Origin of the sequence: Pseudorhodobacter ferrugineus DSM 5888, from assembly GCF_000420745.1 — a bacterium.
In the GTDB taxonomy this organism is placed as follows: domain Bacteria; phylum Pseudomonadota; class Alphaproteobacteria; order Rhodobacterales; family Rhodobacteraceae; genus Pseudorhodobacter; species Pseudorhodobacter ferrugineus.
In genome coordinates, this window is sequence record NZ_ATVN01000008.1 from 24,906 (window position 1) to 41,887 (window position 16,982).

Sequence of the window (16,982 nt, forward strand, 5' to 3'; positions counted from 1 at the left end):
AATGACAGCCTGAAAGGCGCTAAAATGACCCATATCGACTATTACTTCGCAACTGTTTCGCCGTTTACCTATTTGGCAGGCACACGGTTGGAGGAAATTGCCGCGCGTCATGGGGCGACAGTCACCTACAAACCGTTGGATGTGATGGGGTTGTTTGGCCGGACGGGGGGGCAGCCGCCCAAGGATCGGCACGAAAGCCGCCGCGCTTATCGTTTGCAGGAAATGCGGCGGCAGGGGGCCAAGCACGGGATGGCCTTGAACCTGCAACCGATGTTTTGGCCAACGAACCCGGCGCCAAGTTCCTATGCCATCATTGCGGCGCAAGCAGCAGGCGGCGGCGATATGGGGGCTTTGGTGCATGGCATCACGCGGGCCTGTTGGGCCGAAGAAAAGAACATCGCCGAGGATGACGTGATCCGCGCGGCACTGACCGCCGCGGGGTTTGACGCAGGCCTTGCCGACAGCGGCATGTTGGCGGGGGCCGAAGCCTATGCCGCCAATCTGGAAGAGGCGGTATCGCGCGGTGTGTTTGGCGCGCCGTCCTATGTGGTGGGCGATCAGATCTTTTGGGGCCAAGACCGGCTGGAAGATCTGGACCTGCATCTGGCCGGCAAGTTGTAAATGCCCGAGGCGGTTCTGGCGGGTATTCCAACCGCTTGGCGTGTGATCGGCGATGGGCCAGTGCATGCGCTGGCCCTGCATTGTTCGCTGGCGCATGGTGGGACGTGGATCGGATTTTCCGCTGGTTTGCAAGGGGTTAGCCTGACCGTGCCCGATCTATTGGGCCATGGGCGCAGCGGTGATTGGGACGGGGTTTCGGATTTTCACAGCCTTGCCACGCGGCAAGCGATGGCAGTACTGGCGGCTGTGCCGGAGGGGCCGGTCCATCTGATTGGCCACAGCTTTGGTGCGACGGTCGCCTTGCGAATGGCTCTGGAAAACCCCGACCGCATTGCCAGCCTGACGCTGATGGACTCCGTGCTGTTTTGTGCAGCGCGGGCAGCAGGCGGGCCTGCCTTCGGCGACCATATCGCCCAGCATGCGGGCTTTGCCGAGGCGCTGGCTGCGGGCAATGCGCTTGCCGCGACCGAGGCCTTTCAGGCGATTTGGGGCGGCGGGCGGCCCTTTGACAGCCTGCCGCCTGCCCAACGCGGCTATATCGTGCAGCGGATTGGTTTGATTGCAGCGCAAAACCCTGTGTTGAACGACGATGCGGCGGGGATATTGGCTTACGGTCGGCTGGAAGGCCTAGGGGTTCCGGTGCTGTTGCTGCAAGGGGCAGAGTCGCCTGCGATTATTGATGCAATCAATGCAGAGCTTGCGCGGCGTTTGCCGCAGGTCACGCGCGCCACGGTGGCAGGGGCGGGGCATATGTTGCCGATCAGCCATGCGGCAGATTGCGCTGTACGGGTTCAGGCGTTTTGGGCCCAGATTGCAAACGCGCTTTAGCCGCGAAACGCTGCCAGCAACCCGTCAACTTCGGCTTCGGTCGTACACCATGCGGTAACAAGGCGGCACACACCGTTGCCCATGTTGTAATAAACCGCACCCGCGTCTTTAGCGCGGGCGTGGGCGGCATCGGGCAGCTTGGCAAAGGCGATGTTGGCCTGAACGGGATGCAGCAGGTCCGCGCCGTCAATCGTGGCAAGCCCCGTGGCCAAACGGGCGGCCATTGCGTTGGAATGGCGAGCCATATCCAGCCAATAACCGCCGTCAAACCACGCCTCCATCTGCGCCGCGATATAGCGCATTTTGGACGACAGATGGCCTGCGCGTTTGCGCCGCAGTTCCAGCTCGCGTGACTTTGCAGGGTCAAACAGTACAATCGCCTCGGCGCCCAAAAGGCCGTTTTTGGTGCCGCCAAGGGTGAGGACATCGACGCCCGCGCGCCACGTCATATCGGCGGGGCTGGCGTTAGTCGCGGCAAGGGCATTGGCGAAACGCGCGCCATCGAGATGGGTGGCCAGATTGTGGGATTTGGCCAAAGTGCAAAGCGCAGTCAGTTCGGCCACCGAATAGGTCGTGCCCGCCTCGGTCACATTGGTCAGGCTGAGGGATGAGGCCTGCACAGAATGGACAGAACTGTCGGTACGGGCCAGCGCATCGGTCAGCGTTTCCGGCGTGATTTTGCCGTGATCGCCCTCTACCAACAGCAGCTTGGCACCGCTCGAGAAAAACTCAGGCGCGCCGCATTCATCCTCTTGGATATGGGCGTGGCGGTGGCAGAGGGTGGCACCAAAGGGCGGGGTATAAAGGGCAAGCGCAAGGGAATTGGCGGCGGTGCCTGTGGTGACAAGGTGAACCTGCGCATCGGGCGCATCAAACAAAGTGCGGATTTGATCGCGCAGACGGGCCATCGGGGCATCGGCCCCATAAGACAGGGTTTGCCCCTGATTGGCGCGGGCAAGGGCATCCATGATCGGCTGCGGCACAGGTGCGCCATTGTCCGAGGCGAAAAACATTACGGCCGCTCCTGTATAAGATAATCTTCCCAATCATCCTCGGTCACCTCGGTCTCCGGCACGGTCCAGCCGCGCACGGACGCGCCTTCGATATGGACAGATTCTGGATCATTGGAAATAAGGGGGTGCCAGTCGTGCAGGGGCTTGCCTTCATGCACAAGGCGGTAGGCGCAGGTGCTTGGCAGCCAATAGGAAATTTGTTCCAGCTTTTTGGGCGTTAGTTGCACACATTCCGGCACATATTTGTGGCGGGTGGCATAGTTGGAACAGCGGCAGCTGTCACCATCGAGCAGACGACAGGCAACGCGGGTAAAGGCGATTTCGCCGTTGTCTTCGTATTCAATCTTGTTCAGGCAGCATTTGCCGCAACCGTCACACAGCGCCTCCCATTCGGCCCCCGACATCTTTTTCAGCGGAACGGTTTCCCAAAAGCGGGGGCGCAGGCCAGTAGGGGCGGCGATGGGGGGAAGTTTTTCGGTCATTTGGTGGCCGTCAGAATGGCGCGGGCACGGTCGCAATCGGCGTGCATTTGGATGATAAGGGCGTCGAGGCTGTCAAACTTTTCCTCGCCACGGAGCCATTCGACAAAGGCGATGGACAGGTGATGGTCGTAAAGATCGCCCTTGAAATCAAACAGGTAGGTTTCAAGATTGGGGCGGTTTTCGCCAAACATCGGGCGGGTGCCAAGGTTGGCGGCCCCCATATAGCGGCCCTGTTGCGGGCCGGTCAGGATATCGGCGTAAACCGCATAAACGCCGTTGCGCGGCAGGTGCAGGCCCGTCACATCCATATTGGCGGTGGGATACCCCAACTGGCGGCCCCGCTTTTCGCCGTGGATCACCGCGCCGTCGATGCGGTGCCAATGGCCCAGCATTTCGCGGGCGGTTTTGGTGTCGCCTTGCGTCAGCGCCGCGCGGATATTGGTGGATGAAATATCGGTGCCACCCGTTTGCACCAGATCGGCCAGATGCACCGTGATGCCATGTGCCGCACAAAGGGTTTTCAGATCGGCGGCGGTGCCTTTGCGTCCTTGGCCAAAGCAGAAATCGGCGCCAACGGTGACATGCGACACGCCAAGCCCTTTGGCCAGCACTTGGGCCACAAAACCTTCGGGCGTCAGACTGGCGAGTGTGGCGTCAAACGGCAGTTCGAACAGGGTTTGCACGCCGAGTTTTGCCAAACGGTTGGCGCGGGCTTCGGCATTCATCAAACGGAACGGGCCGGAGTTGGGCGCGAAATAGCTGCGGGGATGGGGTTCAAAGGTGATGATCCCCAGCGGGCCGTGCGTGGCGGCAAGCGCGATAACATGCTGATGCCCAAGGTGAACGCCGTCAAAATTACCCATCGCCACGGATGCGCCGCGATGTGCCTGTTCAACCCCTTGCCAGTGTTGGTAAATCTGCATGCCCGTCCTTACGGGCGCTGCCCGGTGTCAATCAAACTTGCGGCTTGGCGCGAGAACCATCGCTTCGCCCTTCAGGACCACGGTATCGCCCACTGCGCAATGGGTTTCAAGGGTCACGCGGCGGCGGCCGATATCAATCGCCGTGACCGTGACTTGGGCGCGCACTTGGTCGCCGGGGCGGACGGGGGCCATGAATTTCAAGGATTGTGCCAGATAGACCGTGCCATGCCCCGGCAGCTGTTCGCCGATAACGGCCGAAATCAGGCCAGCGGTCAGCATTCCGTGCGCAATGCGCCCTTCAAATATCGTGTCGCGGGCGTAATTATCATCAAGGTGAACGGGGTTACGGTCAGTTGACACCTCGGCAAACAGTTCGATGTCGCGGTCGGTCACGGTTTTGACCAAGTGGCGGGACATGCCGATTTCGATATCTTCGATGCAGATGGTGCCGCGTGGCTGATTATCAAGCATGATCGATTCCCCGTTTGCGTTGCCGGGGGTATAGCAAATGCTGCAATGCAGCGCAATTGACTTGGTAATTATTTATCTGAATGTGGTATGTAATCTGCAACAATGTTGCGCGACTGTTTACGCTAGATGTCCCATCACATAGGTCGGGTTGCGCTGCTCTGCTGCTAGCCACGTATCCAATGCGGCACCGTCCAGTGCATCGGCAGGGCCGAATTGGCCCGCGTTCAAGCCTTCTGTCAAAAACAGACTGTCGAGGTTTTCTTGCATCGCACCAAGGACATCGGTGTTGATCCCGTCGCCCACGCACAGGATGGCATCGTCGGAGATTTGGCCCGCCAATTCGGTCAGGCGGCGGCGCGCAAGGTCGTAGATGGGCGGGTGGGGTTTGCCGAAATACAAAACCTCGCCGCCCATTTGTTCATAAAGTTCGGCCAAAGCCCCTGCGCAGTAGATACGTTTATCGCCGTAATCGACCACGATATCAGGGTTGGCACACAGCATTTTCAGCCCGTTGGTTTTGGCCAGCAGAAACTGCGCGCGGTAATCGGCTGGGGTTTCGTCCATTTCCTCATTGGGGCCGGTGCACAGCATGCCTTGGGCCTGCGCCAAGGGTACAATTTCAATCGGGTTGGTGGCAGCCATCGCGGCCAAGTTGGGGTCGGCGAATTCGTCAAAGAAGGCCTGATCCTTGGGCATCGGGCCGATGTGATAGACCTTGTGGCCCGCAGCCCCCGAAAGATAGGCATATTGTGTGGCATCGCCTGAGGTTATCACCTCGTCATAGCAATCGCGCGGCACGCCGATGCGGTCCAGCTGCACCAAAACGCTGGGTTTTGGGCGCGGCGCGTTGGATACCAGAACCACAATGCCACCCTGCGCCCGAAAGGCCTGAAGGGCGGCCACAGCGGCGGGAAAGGGTTTTACGCCATCATGCACGCAGCCCCAAAGATCGCAAAACAGCGCACGGTAACGCGGAGCGATTTCGGCAAAGCTGGTGATGATCTGGGGCATGGCGCGGGCTTTCGGTGGTTGGGCAGGGGCGTAACGCCCCGGAGGCGCAATGCGTTCCGGAGCAGAGTTTTAGGTCAGAGCTTCAGCGCGGGGATGATCTGCTTTTTACGGCTCATCACGCCCGGCAAAACCACGGTGTCGCCGGTGACTGTGACGCCAAAGGACGCCTCGGCCATTTGCTTTACAAGGTCGTTGGGGACCAGCAGCGTTGCTTCCTCGGCCAGAATATCGACGACAAATAGCAGCACTTGGTCAGCGCCGTCCTGCTTTGCCACATCGGACATGGCGGCCATCAGACTGGCTTTGCGGTCCAGCACCATCTTTGGCGATGTGGTTTCCAGAACAGACACGCGCAGATCCTTGCCCGCGACCGTGTATTCCTTGCTGTCCATGCGCAGCAGTTCGGCATCGGAAAACGCCGACACATCGGATTTCGCGGCAAACAGTTCAGCCGCGTGATCGGCGATGGACACACCCAGATCGGCGGCCAGTTTTTCGGCGACAGACCGGTCATGCGGGGTGGTGGTGGGGCTGCGGAATTGCAGCGTGTCCGAGATAATGCACGACAACATAGCACCCTTTATGCCACGCGGTGCGCGGGCCAGATCATCGCCCATCAGGTCATGCAGAATGGTCGCGGTGCAGGCCAAGGGGCGGATGGTGATGTTGATTGGCGATTTGGTCTTGATACCACCGACCAGCAAGTGGTGGTCAATGATGCCAACCACATTGGCGTCATTGATCGACGGCGGCAGTTCGGCCGGATTGTTGGTATCGACGATCCAGCAGGTGTCATCGGCGGTGACATCGGCGATGATCTCGGGCTTGGGCAGGTCCCAGTGTTTCAGCACAAAGGCGGCTTCGGTATTGGGTTCGCCCAGCAGTACGGGTTTTGCAGGTGTGCCTGTGATTTCAGACAAATACCATGCCCAGATGATGGGCGATCCGGTGCTGTCGGTGTCGGGGGATTTGTGGCCAAAGACGAGTGTTGTCATGATGCGCGAACCTGTGGACTGGTGTGATTTGCCGCCTTATAGGGTCACGCGCGCAGATTGTCACGCTATTGGCCGGAGAGCGGCGCTATAGCAAACCCTTGGCGTTCCAGCAGAGCTAGCACACCGTCTTTGCCAGACAAATGCAGCGCGCCAAAGGCGGCAAAGGCGGGGCCGTTTTGCAAAGCGGCCTCGATCACCGGAATCCATGCGATATTGCGGTCGGCCATCAGGGTTTGTTCGGCATGGGCAAAATCGGCATCGGTTTTTTCAGGGCGGGCATCAGGGATTGTATTGGCGATATAACGCGAAAATTCCCATATCAGGCGGCTATCGCCGTTGAAAAATGCGTCCGCCGTGGTGGTTAGAAAATCCTCGGACTGGTTCTCCACTTGCAGCGCGTTGCGGATCATCAGGATTTGTTCATCTGTGGACAGGCCATCAAAAAGGCCAAGCGCGGTATCAAAAGGTTCCAGCGCCATGACGGGGATGTCACGATCAATTGCCGCCCCGATCAGGCGTTTATCGAGGCCCCCGCCCGCAGCGGCCAGTTGCAAGGCACAAGGCGGGATCGCCAGCATCATCGACACAAACCAAGGCCGCAACTTTTCAGCCAGCGATGACGGGATGCCACGTTGCAGCAGGGCAGCGGAAAGTTGATCCCAATCGGCGGGCGGCAGTTGGGTTTTAAGGCCCGCGCCAGCCATATCCATCATTGCCGTGGGGTCGCTGGTCAGCTTTTGTTGCAGCTCTGCCTCTTCTTTCGGACCGGCCTCGACCAGCAGGGTTTTGGCTTGGTCCAGATAGGGGAGGAGCGTGTCCATGATGGCGCTGTGGCGCGGGTCATCAAGGTGGTAGGTGCCGGACAGGAAAAGCGTTTCGGTACCCCGCGTGGCTTGCCAAAAGTTGCCCGTGGCATAGGGTTGGTCGTGGGCTGCGGCCTTAAGGGCGGTACGGTCTGCCTCGGGCAGTGCGGTTATCAGGTTTTCACCCACGCATTCCGCAGAGGCAGGGGTGGCAAGGAACAAGCAAACAACGGCGGTTAGGGCAAAACGAAGCGACATGGGGCGGCCTTTGGCAGCGGAATTTGCACGAAATTGGCACGCGCGGGTTGGGCGGGTCAAGCACGGGTGGGGCTCGGCCAATAAACCTGCGGCGGTTGGGTAAATTTTTGCAAGGGACGTGGTTGACAGGCCAAGGGACTGTGCCTAGGTATCCGGTGTTAGCACTCAACCCGATTGAGTGCTAACACGATATTAACCTGGAACCTAAGGGAGTGTTCACAGATGGCATTTAAACCGCTGCATGACCGAGTGTTGGTTCGCCGCATCGAAGGCGAAGATAAGACCAAGGGCGGCCTGATCATCCCAGACACCGCAAAAGAAAAGCCAGCCGAGGGCGAAGTGATCGCACTGGGCGAAGGCGCGCGCAAAGACAGCGGCGAGCTGATTACGCCGTCGGTCAAGGTTGGCGACCGCGTGTTGTTCGGCAAATGGTCGGGCACAGAAGTGACGCTGGAAGGCAAAGAGCTTCTGATCATGAAAGAAAGCGACATCATGGGGATCATCGGCTGAGGCTGAGGGTTTGGCGGGCGGTGCGCTGAAGCGCACCCTACGCATGATGTGCTAATCAACTGAAATTCAAGACAAACTGGAGCAAGCAAAATGGCTGCTAAGGACGTCAAATTTGATACCGATGCCCGTGACCGTATGTTGCGCGGCGTTAACATCCTTGCCAATGCGGTAAAGGTGACTTTGGGCCCGAAAGGCCGCAACGTCGTGATCGACAAGTCCTTTGGCGCACCACGCATCACCAAAGACGGTGTAACGGTTGCCAAAGAAATCGAGCTTTCGGATAAGTTCGAAAACATGGGCGCGCAGATGGTCAAGGAAGTTGCTTCCCGGACCAATGACGAAGCCGGTGACGGCACCACCACGGCGACCGTGTTGGCGCAAGCCATCATCATCGAAGGTCTGAAGTCGGTTGCGGCTGGCATGAACCCGATGGACCTGAAGCGCGGCATTGATCTGGCAACCACCAAGGTTGTTGAAGCGATCAAAGCTGCTTCACGTCCGGTGTCTGACTCGGCTGAAGTTGCGCAAGTTGGCACCATTTCCGCCAACGGCGAAGTCGAGATTGGCCGCCAGATTGCGGACGCGATGCAGAAAGTCGGCAACGAGGGTGTTATCACCGTTGAAGAAAACAAGGGTCTGGAAACAGAAACCGAAGTTGTCGAAGGCATGCAGTTCGACCGTGGGTATCTGTCGCCATACTTTGTCACCAACCCAGACAAGATGATTGCCGATCTGGAAGACGTGATGATCTTGTTGCACGAAAAGAAACTGTCTTCGTTGCAGCCAATGGTGCCTTTGCTGGAGCAAGTGATCCAGTCGCAGAAGCCTTTGCTTATCATTTCAGAAGATGTTGAAGGCGAAGCGCTTGCAACGCTTGTGGTGAACAAGCTGCGCGGCGGCCTGAAAATCGCTGCGGTGAAAGCACCTGGTTTCGGCGATCGTCGCAAGGCGATGCTGCAAGACATCGCAATCTTGACCGGTGGTCAGGTGATTTCCGATGACTTGGGCATGAAGCTGGAAAATGTTACGATGGACATGCTTGGCAAAGCCAAGAAAGTGACCATCACCAAGGACACCACCACCATCATCGATGGCGCTGGCGAAAAGGCCGAGATCGAAGCACGCGTTGCCCAGATCCGCACCCAGATCGAAGAAACCACATCCGATTACGACAAAGAGAAACTGCAAGAGCGCGTGGCCAAACTGGCTGGCGGTGTTGCTGTGATCCGCGTTGGCGGCATGTCGGAAATCGAAGTGAAAGAGCGCAAAGACCGCGTTGATGACGCCTTGAATGCGACCCGTGCGGCCGTGCAAGAAGGCGTTGTTGTTGGCGGTGGTGTGGCACTGGTTCAGGCTGGCAAAGTGTTGCTGGGCTTGGAAGGCGCTAACGCTGACCAGACCAACGGTATCAACATCGTTCGCAAAGCTTTGGAAGCGCCACTGCGCCAGATCGCGCAAAACGCGGGCGTTGATGGTTCGGTTGTGGCTGGCAAAGTGCGCGAGTCCAATGATCCGAAGTTCGGCTATAACGCCCAGACCGACGAATATGGCGACATGTTCAAGTTTGGCGTGATTGACCCAGCCAAGGTTGTGCGCACAGCGTTGCAAGACGCGGCGTCTGTCGCATCCTTGCTGATCACCACCGAAGCGATGATCGCTGACAAGCCATCCAAAGATGGCGCTGGCGGCGGCGGCGGCATGGGTGACATGGGCGGTATGGGCGGTATGGGCGGCATGATGTAATTTCATGCCTTGCATGAAATGATCAGTCTCCGTTCGCGGGACTTGGGAAAGGGCATCTTAGCGGGTGCCCTTTTTCGTATTTGGGAGGCGTCTGATTTGTGTGGCCGATGGGGAATGAGTATTTTTGCAAAGATGAAATGGCGCGGTTTCGCTTTGTCGGGTCCGGCGGTAAGATTAGTGCCAACACAAAAAGCGGGGGTTCGATGCCTCCGCTTTTTGTTCCCTGTGAACCGGAGGCGGATATGCGGTTGTTTTGGTTGACGACTGTGGCGATGGCGGCCTTTGCGGCCAATTCGGTATTGAACCGGATGGCGGTGACACAAGGCGCGATGGACCCTGTGGATTTTGCGGTGCTGCGGCTGGTTGCAGGGGCGCTGGCCTTGGGCCTGTTGGTGGCATGGCGGCGCGGGCCGGTTTGGGCGGGGTGGTCGGGGCGCGCGGCGGGTGTGTTTGGCTTGCTTTTGTATCTGTTTGGTTTTTCCTTGGCCTATGTTGATTTGGCGGCGGGGATCGGCGCGCTGATTTTGTTTGGCATGGTGCAGGTCACGATGTTTGCGGGCGCGGTTTTGGCGCGCGAGGATGTGCCTGTGACCCGCTGGTTGGGGGCGGGTTTGGCCTTTGCGGGCTTGGTTTGGTTGGTGTCACCTGCGGGGCAGGCTGTGGCGCTGGTTCCAGCGGCGATGATGGCGGCGGCGGGTGTGGGCTGGGGGATTTATTCGCTGGCCGGGCGCGGGGCGCGGGACCCGCTGGCGGCGACGGCGGCGAATTTCTGTTTGGCGGTGCCTGTGGTTTTGGCCGTGGCATGGTGGCGACTTGATGTAGCGAACTTAACCGGCCTTGGGGTTGGTTTGGCAGTGCTGTCGGGGGCTGTGACCTCGGGGATGGGGTATGCCTTGTGGTACGTGGTTGTGCCGCAACTGGGGGCGGCGCGGGCCGGTGTGGCGCAGCTGTCGGTGCCTATTTTGGCGGCTGTGGCAGGTGCCCTATGGTTGGAAGAGCCGTTGGGCTGGCGGTTTATGGTGGCGGCGGCTGTGGTTTTGGGCGGGGTCGGTTTGGCGATTGTAAAGCGACCCTTACGGCGTTAGGCCAGAGGCGACCGTGACGGTGCCAAGGGCGATTTGAACTGCCTCGGCCAGTGGCAGATCGGCATCAAACCGGCCTTTGCGCAAAAACAGCACGGTTTGCGCGATCACCATCGGGTTCAGCATCATGAATGTATGGGTCACGGGCAGGGTGATATGGGCGGCCATACCGTCAAGTTTCGTGCTCTCGACCGACACCTTGCCATCATCCGACCCATCGATCAGGGCTGATGCCGCAGGGTTCAGGCTGCGGTTTCCGGCGATTATACCCAGCGGATAATCGGGGCGCGGCAGTTGGTTGGGAACCGACGACAGTTCGGTGCCAAGCTGCGCGCCCGCAGGCCCGTTGATCCATTGAAACAGCGACAGATCGCCCAAAATGTCGACCAACTCAGACCCGTGGTTGGGCGGGGCAAGCATCACCACCGCCCCCAGATTTTCGGGGCGGTAGCGGGCAAGGTACGCACGCGTCAGGATGCCGCCCATCGAATGGGTCACGAAATGGGTGCGTGCTGGACCGCATTGGGCCACGGCGGGTATGACATTTTCCTCGACCAAGGTCGGGATCGGCGCCTCGGTGGACGGATAGCCTTGGTTCACCACGCGGAACCCTTGGGCGGTCAGCGACGCCTCCATCGCCAGAAGTGAATTTTCGCCGCGCGCCAACCCGTGCAACAGCACCACGCAATCGGGCGTTTGGGCGGCAAGCGGTGCGGGGACAATAAGGGCGAGAAGGGCAAGGGTTTTCATAGCGTCACGTTACGCAATTATGGGCGGTTTGCAATTGGGCTTTGGGCTGGACAAACCCCAAGCGGCGCGGCAGCGTGGGGGTATGAAACCACGTTCCCCCCGTTTGGCCGTTCGGGCGTTGATCTTGGACCAAGATCGGCTTTTGTTGGTCAATGCTTACGGTGGTGGGGTGTCCGATTTATGGTGCGCCCCGGGGGGTGGGGTCAATTTGGGCAGCAGCCTGCCCGACAACCTGATCCGCGAGGTGCATGAGGAAACGGGGCTGACCGTTACCGTGGGCGCGCCGGTTTTGGTGAATGAATTTCATGCGCCGGAACACGGGTTTCATCAGGTTGATGTGTATTTTCGCTGTCAGATTATCGCGGGGGCGTTGGATGCGCAGTGGCGCGATCCCGAAGGCATCGTGACCGAGCGGCGGTTTTTCACACGCGATGACTTGGCGGGGATCAGGTTCAAACCCGATAGCCTGCCAGAGGCGGCATGGGGGAATGGGATGCTCTATGATCCGTTGGAACTGTTGGTGCGCTAAAGTGTGCATTGTGTCTGAAGTTCAAATCGAAACGCTATAGGGGGGCCGAGATGATCACGGATTTGCGGCAAGGGCGTGATGATGTGGCGGTGTTGGATATGATGTTCCGCGCGGCGGACTACAGCCTGCTGGAAAAAGGCCGCGCGCCGGTTGCGGGCGACGTATCAGACTTTTTTGCCAGTTGCGTGCCAGGCGGGGATTTGGCCGAGGCGGTCAAGCTGGGGTACTGGCAAGGCGATGTTTTGCTGGGATTTATAGAGATGAGCTTTGGCTATCCAGAGGCCACGGATGCCTATATCGGCTTGTTAATGCTGGACAATGCGGCGCGTGGTGGTGGAATCGGTCCGCAGCTTTTGGCCGAGGCAACGGCGCGCGCGCGGGCCAAAGGGGCCAGACGGCAATTGATGGCGGTGCTAGAGGCGAACCCAAAGGCCAAGGCGTTTTGGCAGCGCGAAGGGTTTGCGCCCGAACGGTTTTTCCCCGCCAGCGCGAATGACCCTTTGGGCCATGCAAGGTGCCGCATGACCCGTGATTTACGCTAAGTAATCCCGCGCGTGATGCGGTTCACATGGCCCATTTTGCGACCAGGCCGCGCCTCGGGCTTGCCATACATATGCAGGGCCGTGTTTTTCTCGGCCAACAGCGCGGGGACGCGGGCAATATCGTCGCCAATCAGGTTTTCCATCGTCACATCGGCAAAACGTGACCCGTCACCCAAGGGCAGGCCCGCAACGGCGCGGATGTGTTGTTCAAACTGATCGACCGCACAGCCGTTCTGGGTCCAATGCCCCGAATTATGCACGCGGGGCGCGATTTCGTTCACGATCAGGCCTTTGGGTGTGACAAACAGCTCCACCCCCATCACGCCGACATAATCGAGCGCGTTCAGGATGCGTGCGGCCAAAAGTACCGCGTCCGTCCGCTGGGCAGGGGTCAGTTTGGCGGGGATGGTGGTGCTGTGCAAAATACCCGAACGGTGGACGTTTTCACCCGGATCATAGGCCGAAACCGACCCGTCCGACCCGCGCGCGGCAATCACCGACACCTCATGCGTAAAGTCGATGAACCCTTCCAAAACGGCATCGGCACCGTTCATCGTGGCAAGCGCTGCGGGCGCATCAGCCGCGGCCATGATCCGCGCTTGGCCCTTGCCATCATACCCCAGACGGGTGGTTTTCAAAATGGCGGGACAGCCGGTTTTGGCGATAGCGGCGTCGAGATCGGCGGCGGTTGTCACGGCGGCATAAGCCGCCACGGTCAGGCCCAATCCGGTCAGGAAATCTTTCTCGGCGATACGATCCTGGCTGATCGCCAGCGCGCGGCGGCCCGGGTGAATGGGGCGCAGCGATTCGAGTATATCCAGCGCCGAGGTGGGGATGTTTTCAAACTCATAGGTGATGACATCGACATCGGCTGCAAAGGCGCGCAAGGCCTCCGCGTCATCATAGCTGGCTGTGGTCACGCGATTGGCTGTATCGGCGGCGGGCGGGTTTTGCCCTGGCTCGAATATATGGGTTTTATAGCCCAGCCGTGCGGCGGCGACCGACAGCATACGGCCAAGCTGACCACCGCCAAGAATACCGATTGTGGCCCCAAAGGGCAGGGGATTAGTCATCGCGCGGCTCCTCGGGGATGGACGCGGTAAGGGCGTCACGCCACGCATCAAGGCGCGCGGCCAAGGCGGGATCGTTCAGCGCCAAGATACCCGCGGCCATAAGGGCGGCATTGGCCGCACCCGCAGCCCCGATCGCCATCGTCGCCACCGGATAGCCGCGCGGCATTTGCAAAATAGAATACAGACTGTCGACACCCGACAGCGCCTTGGTTTGCACCGGCACACCAATCACCGGCACGCGGGTTTTGGATGCCATCATCCCTGGCAAATGCGCCGCCCCGCCTGCGCCAGCGATAATCACCTTCAGCCCGCGATCCACAGCAGATTTGCCATAGTCCCACAGCCGGTCAGGGGTGCGGTGGGCCGATACGATCTTGGACTCGTAAGGCACGCCAAGCGCGTCGAGCAGCGTTGCCGCCTCTTTCATCGTCGGCCAGTCAGACTGGCTGCCCATGATAATGCCCACCTCGATTGCCATGCGCCTGCCCCTTAATCGGCCCTGATGCCGGTTCCGTGAAAGCGCGCACTATAACGGCGGCAAGGGTGGGGGCAAGGTGGAATGGCGTGGCTGCCGCAAGGCAGAGTTAGGTCAGGCAATGATATCGGGGATCAGATCATCCTCGATCTTGACGATACGCTCTTTCAGTCCCAGTTTTTGCTTTTTCAGGCGGCGCAGCATCAATTGATCAGGGCTGACAGCAGACCCCAAAGCGACAATCGCCTCATCCAGATCGCGGTGTTCGCGCTGCAAAACGGCCAGCCGGATCCGCAGCATTTCGTCGGTGTTCAGTTTGGTCGAGGCATTCATTGGGTATGTTCACTGAGTCGGTTCATCCATTGCTTGCGCACTATACTCCATAGTGCGGAAAAATGTATGAAAACTGTTCGCCATTGTGACAGGCCGTGCCTCTTGCAGCCAAGCAGGTTGCGCCCCATATTCATAGCATAAGGATGCCCGCGCTTGGGGTCCGACCTTACCGAACTGTCGCTTTGAAAAGGACATGTCGATGACAAAACTAAGTTTTGGGGCGCATCCCCATTTGTTGGGGTTCGAACAGCTGGAACGGCTGGTGGAACGCACCGCAAAAACCGCAGCCGAGGGCTATCCGCCCTTTAACATCGAAGCGGTGTCGGAAAACGACTATCGCATTACGCTGGCCGTCGCGGGGTTTCGCGATGATGACCTAAGCATCACGGTCGAGAATCGGCAATTGGTTATTCGCGGTCGCCAAGCCGAGGAAGAAGGCGAACGCTTGTTTTTGCATCGCGGCATTGCGGCGCGGGCGTTCCAGCGGTCATTCGTTCTGGCCGAAGGGGTCGAAGTTGCCCGTGCAGGCCTTGAACATGGGCTGTTGCACATAGATCTGCGCCGGTCGGTGCCGGATGTGATTGTGCAAACCATTCCAATTGATCGCCGATAAAGCCAAACGCTATTAGGAGGGATCGCTATGAACACTGCATTTAATAAAATGCCCAAAGCTGCGGACCGGATTGTCTATGTTCGGGCCGTCGAGGTGGCAGATTTGCCGTTTGAATTGCAAGAACAGGCCGAAGGGCTGACGCAGATTTTTTCCGTGCACCGCGGCAATGGCGAGCGGTTGGCACTGGTGGCCAATAAGGGGCTGGCCTTTGCGCTGGCACGGGAACAAGACTTTGCGCCGGTTAGCGTGCATTAAACCGCGCTAGGGGGGCCGAGCGTTGGTGACGCCCGGCCTTTTCCATCACTCTTGTTCGGCCAGAAACTTTTCTGCATCAAGCGCGGCCATACAACCCATGCCTGCCGAAGTGACAGCTTGGCGGTACACATGGTCGGTCAGATCCCCCGCCGCAAACACCCCGGGGATCGAGGTTTGGGTAGAGCCCGCTTTGACCTTTACATAGGCCCCATTATGCAATTCCAGCTGATCCTTGACCAGTTCGGACGCGGGCGCATGGCCGATGGCCACGAAAAACCCTGCGCAGGGAATGTCGGTAATCTCGCCCGTTTTCACATGCTTGGCGCGCACGGCGGTCACGCCCAAGGGGGCCGTGTCGCCCAACACTTCTTCAACCGAGTGGTTCCACAGCATTTCGATTTTCGGATGCTTGAACAAACGATCCTGCATGATCTTTTCGGCGCGAAGGCTGTCGCGGCGATGGATCAGGGTCACTTTGGTCGCGAAATTGGTCAAAAACAGCGCCTCTTCCACGGCCGTGTTGCCGCCACCGATCACCACCACCTCTTTGCCACGATAGAAAAAACCGTCGCAGGTGGCGCAGGCAGACACGCCAAAACCTTTGAACTTTTCCTCACTCGGCAGGCCCAGCCATTTTGCCTGCGCGCCTGTCGCCAAAATCACGGCATCGGCGGTGAATGTGGTGCCACTGTCGGCCTGCGCGGTGAACGGGCGTTTGGACAGATCAAGGCTGGAGATGTAATCCGAAATCACTTCGGCCCCCATTGCGCGTGCGTGCTCTTCCATCCGGACCATAAGGTCGGGGCCTTGGACATGGGTGTCACCAGGCCAGTTTTCCACCTCGGTCGTGATGGTCAACTGGCCACCCGGTTGCAGACCTTGAACCAAAATCGGGTTCGTCATCGCGCGCGCGGCGTAAACGGCGGCGGTATAGCCTGCGGGGCCAGAGCCGATGATCAGGATTTTGCTGTGACGTGTTTCGGCCATGATGCCCCCCAAGAAATGTTCTGTCCCCCATATAGGCGCGTTGGGCGGGGGCGAAAACCCCCCATCCTGTCGCGGGGTGATGACAAAATGTTGCGCAAGGTTGAAAGAATATTGCGCAAACTGGGTAGAAAACATAAGGTCCGGCACTGAACGCTGGAAATCACAGGGAATACACGCATGGCTGGCAATAAACTCGACCCGATCGACCGCCAGATCCTTGCAGAATTGCAGGCCGACGGGCGGATGACCAATGTGGAATTGGCCAAACGTGTCGGCATTTCCGCGCCGCCCTGTTTGCGCCGCGTCCGCACGCTGGAAGAAGCGGGCTATATCAAGGGCTATCACGCCGATATTGACGCGCGCGAAATGGGATTCGAGGTGCAGGTCTTTGCGATGGTGCGGCTGCATTCCCAAGCTGAAGGCGATTTGTCGGCGTTCGAGGGGCGGTGCCGCGCGTGGCCCTTGGTGCGCGAATGCCATATGCTGAACGGCGAAATTGATTTCATTTTGAAATGCGTGGCGCCCGATTTGTCGACGTTTCAAAGTTTCCTGACTGGTGATTTGCTCAAGGCCGATAATGTGGCCAGTGTGAAAACCAGTCTGGTCATTCGCGGGGCCAAGGATGAACCGGGCGTGCCGTTTGAAGTGTTGGAAGAACGGCTGAACCGCAACGCTTGAATCAGGT

At 59.1% G+C, this 16,982-nt stretch carries 22 protein-coding genes; 10 read left to right on the forward strand and 12 right to left on the reverse strand.

Annotated elements, in window-relative coordinates:
- Nucleotides 1-24: 24 nt before the first annotated feature.
- Nucleotides 25-621 (forward strand): 2-hydroxychromene-2-carboxylate isomerase, encoded by a 597-nt coding sequence (locus tag G560_RS0108645; RefSeq protein WP_022703922.1) that lies wholly within the window; start codon nucleotides 25-27, stop codon nucleotides 619-621.
- Nucleotides 622-1,449: an alpha/beta fold hydrolase gene (locus tag G560_RS0108650; RefSeq protein ID WP_022703923.1), complete on the forward strand. Its 828-nt coding sequence runs from the start codon at nucleotides 622-624 to the stop codon at nucleotides 1,447-1,449.
- Here the strand turns inward: G560_RS0108650 and G560_RS0108655 are convergent.
- The 7 genes from G560_RS0108655 to G560_RS0108685 form a co-directional block, all read right to left on the reverse strand.
- Nucleotides 1,446-2,462, reverse strand: a complete 1,017-nt coding sequence (locus tag G560_RS0108655; RefSeq protein ID WP_022703924.1) for a threonine aldolase family protein — start codon at nucleotides 2,460-2,462, stop codon at nucleotides 1,446-1,448. The genes G560_RS0108650 and G560_RS0108655 overlap by 4 nt on opposite strands.
- Complete coding sequence (locus G560_RS0108660; protein WP_022703925.1) at nucleotides 2,462-2,944, reverse strand: YcgN family cysteine cluster protein; 483 nt, start codon at nucleotides 2,942-2,944, stop codon at nucleotides 2,462-2,464. Before G560_RS0108660 ends, G560_RS0108655 begins: the two co-directional genes overlap by 1 nt.
- Nucleotides 2,941-3,867: a bifunctional riboflavin kinase/FAD synthetase gene (locus G560_RS0108665; RefSeq protein ID WP_022703926.1), complete on the reverse strand. Its 927-nt coding sequence runs from the start codon at nucleotides 3,865-3,867 to the stop codon at nucleotides 2,941-2,943. Before G560_RS0108665 ends, G560_RS0108660 begins: the two co-directional genes overlap by 4 nt.
- 27 nt (nucleotides 3,868-3,894) lie before the next feature.
- Entirely contained in the window at nucleotides 3,895-4,338 is a 444-nt protein-coding gene (locus G560_RS0108670; protein WP_022703927.1) for a MaoC family dehydratase, read from the reverse strand.
- 117 nt (nucleotides 4,339-4,455) lie between these two features.
- Nucleotides 4,456-5,349, reverse strand: coding sequence for a TIGR01459 family HAD-type hydrolase (locus tag G560_RS0108675; RefSeq protein WP_022703928.1), 894 nt, complete (start codon nucleotides 5,347-5,349; stop codon nucleotides 4,456-4,458).
- A 74-nt stretch (nucleotides 5,350-5,423) separates the two neighbouring features.
- On the reverse strand, nucleotides 5,424-6,344 hold the full coding sequence (locus tag G560_RS0108680) for a manganese-dependent inorganic pyrophosphatase (protein WP_022703929.1): 921 nt from the start codon (nucleotides 6,342-6,344) through the stop codon (nucleotides 5,424-5,426).
- Nucleotides 6,345-6,409: 65 nt separating this feature from the next.
- Nucleotides 6,410-7,405, reverse strand: a complete 996-nt coding sequence (locus G560_RS0108685; RefSeq protein WP_022703930.1) for a TraB/GumN family protein — start codon at nucleotides 7,403-7,405, stop codon at nucleotides 6,410-6,412.
- A 222-nt stretch (nucleotides 7,406-7,627) separates the two neighbouring features.
- Here G560_RS0108685 and G560_RS0108695 point away from each other — a divergent pair, with 222 nt between their 5' ends.
- The 3 genes from G560_RS0108695 to G560_RS0108705 all read left to right on the forward strand — a co-directional run bounded on the left by G560_RS0108695 (nucleotide 7,628) and on the right by G560_RS0108705 (nucleotide 10,743).
- Complete coding sequence (locus G560_RS0108695; RefSeq protein WP_022703932.1) at nucleotides 7,628-7,915, forward strand: co-chaperone GroES; 288 nt, start codon at nucleotides 7,628-7,630, stop codon at nucleotides 7,913-7,915.
- Nucleotides 7,916-8,005: 90 nt separating this feature from the next.
- Nucleotides 8,006-9,658 (forward strand): chaperonin GroEL, encoded by a 1,653-nt coding sequence (gene groL, locus G560_RS0108700; RefSeq protein ID WP_022703933.1) that lies wholly within the window; start codon nucleotides 8,006-8,008, stop codon nucleotides 9,656-9,658.
- A gap of 242 nt (nucleotides 9,659-9,900) precedes the next feature.
- Nucleotides 9,901-10,743 carry a DMT family transporter gene (locus G560_RS0108705; protein ID WP_028913893.1) on the forward strand — a complete coding sequence of 281 codons (843 nt, stop codon included), beginning with the start codon at nucleotides 9,901-9,903 and terminating at the stop codon, nucleotides 10,741-10,743.
- Here the strand turns inward: G560_RS0108705 and G560_RS0108710 are convergent.
- A complete protein-coding gene (locus tag G560_RS0108710; RefSeq protein WP_022703935.1) occupies nucleotides 10,732-11,490 on the reverse strand; it encodes an esterase/lipase family protein in 759 nt (252 codons plus the stop codon). The genes G560_RS0108705 and G560_RS0108710 overlap by 12 nt on opposite strands.
- A gap of 82 nt (nucleotides 11,491-11,572) precedes the next feature.
- On the opposite strand from G560_RS0108710, the gene G560_RS0108715 reads away from it, so the two are divergent.
- Both G560_RS0108715 and G560_RS18880 read left to right on the forward strand, forming a co-directional pair.
- Nucleotides 11,573-12,019, forward strand: a complete 447-nt coding sequence (locus G560_RS0108715; RefSeq protein WP_028913894.1) for an NUDIX domain-containing protein — start codon at nucleotides 11,573-11,575, stop codon at nucleotides 12,017-12,019.
- A 50-nt stretch (nucleotides 12,020-12,069) separates the two neighbouring features.
- On the forward strand, nucleotides 12,070-12,561 hold the full coding sequence (locus G560_RS18880) for a GNAT family N-acetyltransferase (protein WP_022703937.1): 492 nt from the start codon (nucleotides 12,070-12,072) through the stop codon (nucleotides 12,559-12,561).
- Here G560_RS18880 and G560_RS0108725 read toward each other — a convergent pair.
- From G560_RS0108725 to G560_RS0108735, 3 genes are all read right to left on the reverse strand, one after another.
- Nucleotides 12,558-13,634: a 5-(carboxyamino)imidazole ribonucleotide synthase gene (locus G560_RS0108725; RefSeq protein ID WP_022703938.1), complete on the reverse strand. Its 1,077-nt coding sequence runs from the start codon at nucleotides 13,632-13,634 to the stop codon at nucleotides 12,558-12,560. The two genes, G560_RS18880 and G560_RS0108725, sit on opposite strands and share 4 nt — an antisense overlap.
- Complete coding sequence (purE, locus tag G560_RS0108730; RefSeq protein ID WP_022703939.1) at nucleotides 13,627-14,112, reverse strand: 5-(carboxyamino)imidazole ribonucleotide mutase; 486 nt, start codon at nucleotides 14,110-14,112, stop codon at nucleotides 13,627-13,629. Before purE ends, G560_RS0108725 begins: the two co-directional genes overlap by 8 nt.
- Before the next feature lie 111 nt (nucleotides 14,113-14,223).
- Nucleotides 14,224-14,442 carry a YdcH family protein gene (locus G560_RS0108735; protein ID WP_022703940.1) on the reverse strand — a complete coding sequence of 73 codons (219 nt, stop codon included), beginning with the start codon at nucleotides 14,440-14,442 and terminating at the stop codon, nucleotides 14,224-14,226.
- 199 nt (nucleotides 14,443-14,641) lie between these two features.
- Here G560_RS0108735 and G560_RS0108740 point away from each other — a divergent pair, with 199 nt between their 5' ends.
- The gene (locus tag G560_RS0108740) at nucleotides 14,642-15,055 is read left to right on the forward strand and encodes an Hsp20 family protein (RefSeq protein ID WP_028913895.1); all 414 of its coding nucleotides are present in this window, start codon (nucleotides 14,642-14,644) and stop codon (nucleotides 15,053-15,055) included.
- A 27-nt stretch (nucleotides 15,056-15,082) separates the two neighbouring features.
- The gene (locus G560_RS0108745) at nucleotides 15,083-15,310 is read left to right on the forward strand and encodes a DUF1150 family protein (RefSeq protein WP_022703942.1); all 228 of its coding nucleotides are present in this window, start codon (nucleotides 15,083-15,085) and stop codon (nucleotides 15,308-15,310) included.
- 45 nt (nucleotides 15,311-15,355) lie between these two features.
- Here G560_RS0108745 and trxB read toward each other — a convergent pair whose 3' ends face one another.
- Nucleotides 15,356-16,297 carry a thioredoxin-disulfide reductase gene (gene trxB / locus G560_RS0108750; protein ID WP_028913896.1) on the reverse strand — a complete coding sequence of 314 codons (942 nt, stop codon included), beginning with the start codon at nucleotides 16,295-16,297 and terminating at the stop codon, nucleotides 15,356-15,358.
- A gap of 177 nt (nucleotides 16,298-16,474) precedes the next feature.
- Between trxB and G560_RS0108755 the strand changes: the two genes are divergently transcribed.
- The gene (locus tag G560_RS0108755) at nucleotides 16,475-16,975 is read left to right on the forward strand and encodes an Lrp/AsnC family transcriptional regulator (protein WP_022703944.1); all 501 of its coding nucleotides are present in this window, start codon (nucleotides 16,475-16,477) and stop codon (nucleotides 16,973-16,975) included.
- Nucleotides 16,976-16,982: the final 7 nt, after the last annotated feature.

Coding starts and splice junctions, on each gene's coding strand:
- G560_RS0108645 (WP_022703922.1), top strand. CDS start 25: ATGACCCATATCGACTATTACTTCGCAACTGTTTCGCCGTTTACCTAT.
- G560_RS0108650 (WP_022703923.1), top strand. CDS start 622: ATGCCCGAGGCGGTTCTGGCGGGTATTCCAACCGCTTGGCGTGTGATC.
- G560_RS0108655 (WP_022703924.1), bottom strand. CDS start 2,462: ATGTTTTTCGCCTCGGACAATGGCGCACCTGTGCCGCAGCCGATCATG.
- G560_RS0108660 (WP_022703925.1), bottom strand. CDS start 2,944: ATGACCGAAAAACTTCCCCCCATCGCCGCCCCTACTGGCCTGCGCCCC.
- G560_RS0108665 (WP_022703926.1), bottom strand. CDS start 3,867: ATGCAGATTTACCAACACTGGCAAGGGGTTGAACAGGCACATCGCGGC.
- G560_RS0108670 (WP_022703927.1), bottom strand. CDS start 4,338: ATGCTTGATAATCAGCCACGCGGCACCATCTGCATCGAAGATATCGAA.
- G560_RS0108675 (WP_022703928.1), bottom strand. CDS start 5,349: ATGCCCCAGATCATCACCAGCTTTGCCGAAATCGCTCCGCGTTACCGT.
- G560_RS0108680 (WP_022703929.1), bottom strand. CDS start 6,344: ATGACAACACTCGTCTTTGGCCACAAATCCCCCGACACCGACAGCACC.
- G560_RS0108685 (WP_022703930.1), bottom strand. CDS start 7,405: ATGTCGCTTCGTTTTGCCCTAACCGCCGTTGTTTGCTTGTTCCTTGCC.
- G560_RS0108695 (WP_022703932.1), top strand. CDS start 7,628: ATGGCATTTAAACCGCTGCATGACCGAGTGTTGGTTCGCCGCATCGAA.
- groL (WP_022703933.1), top strand. CDS start 8,006: ATGGCTGCTAAGGACGTCAAATTTGATACCGATGCCCGTGACCGTATG.
- G560_RS0108705 (WP_028913893.1), top strand. CDS start 9,901: ATGCGGTTGTTTTGGTTGACGACTGTGGCGATGGCGGCCTTTGCGGCC.
- G560_RS0108710 (WP_022703935.1), bottom strand. CDS start 11,490: ATGAAAACCCTTGCCCTTCTCGCCCTTATTGTCCCCGCACCGCTTGCC.
- G560_RS0108715 (WP_028913894.1), top strand. CDS start 11,573: ATGAAACCACGTTCCCCCCGTTTGGCCGTTCGGGCGTTGATCTTGGAC.
- G560_RS18880 (WP_022703937.1), top strand. CDS start 12,070: ATGATCACGGATTTGCGGCAAGGGCGTGATGATGTGGCGGTGTTGGAT.
- G560_RS0108725 (WP_022703938.1), bottom strand. CDS start 13,634: ATGACTAATCCCCTGCCCTTTGGGGCCACAATCGGTATTCTTGGCGGT.
- purE (WP_022703939.1), bottom strand. CDS start 14,112: ATGGCAATCGAGGTGGGCATTATCATGGGCAGCCAGTCTGACTGGCCG.
- G560_RS0108735 (WP_022703940.1), bottom strand. CDS start 14,442: ATGAATGCCTCGACCAAACTGAACACCGACGAAATGCTGCGGATCCGG.
- G560_RS0108740 (WP_028913895.1), top strand. CDS start 14,642: ATGACAAAACTAAGTTTTGGGGCGCATCCCCATTTGTTGGGGTTCGAA.
- G560_RS0108745 (WP_022703942.1), top strand. CDS start 15,083: ATGAACACTGCATTTAATAAAATGCCCAAAGCTGCGGACCGGATTGTC.
- trxB (WP_028913896.1), bottom strand. CDS start 16,297: ATGGCCGAAACACGTCACAGCAAAATCCTGATCATCGGCTCTGGCCCC.
- G560_RS0108755 (WP_022703944.1), top strand. CDS start 16,475: ATGGCTGGCAATAAACTCGACCCGATCGACCGCCAGATCCTTGCAGAA.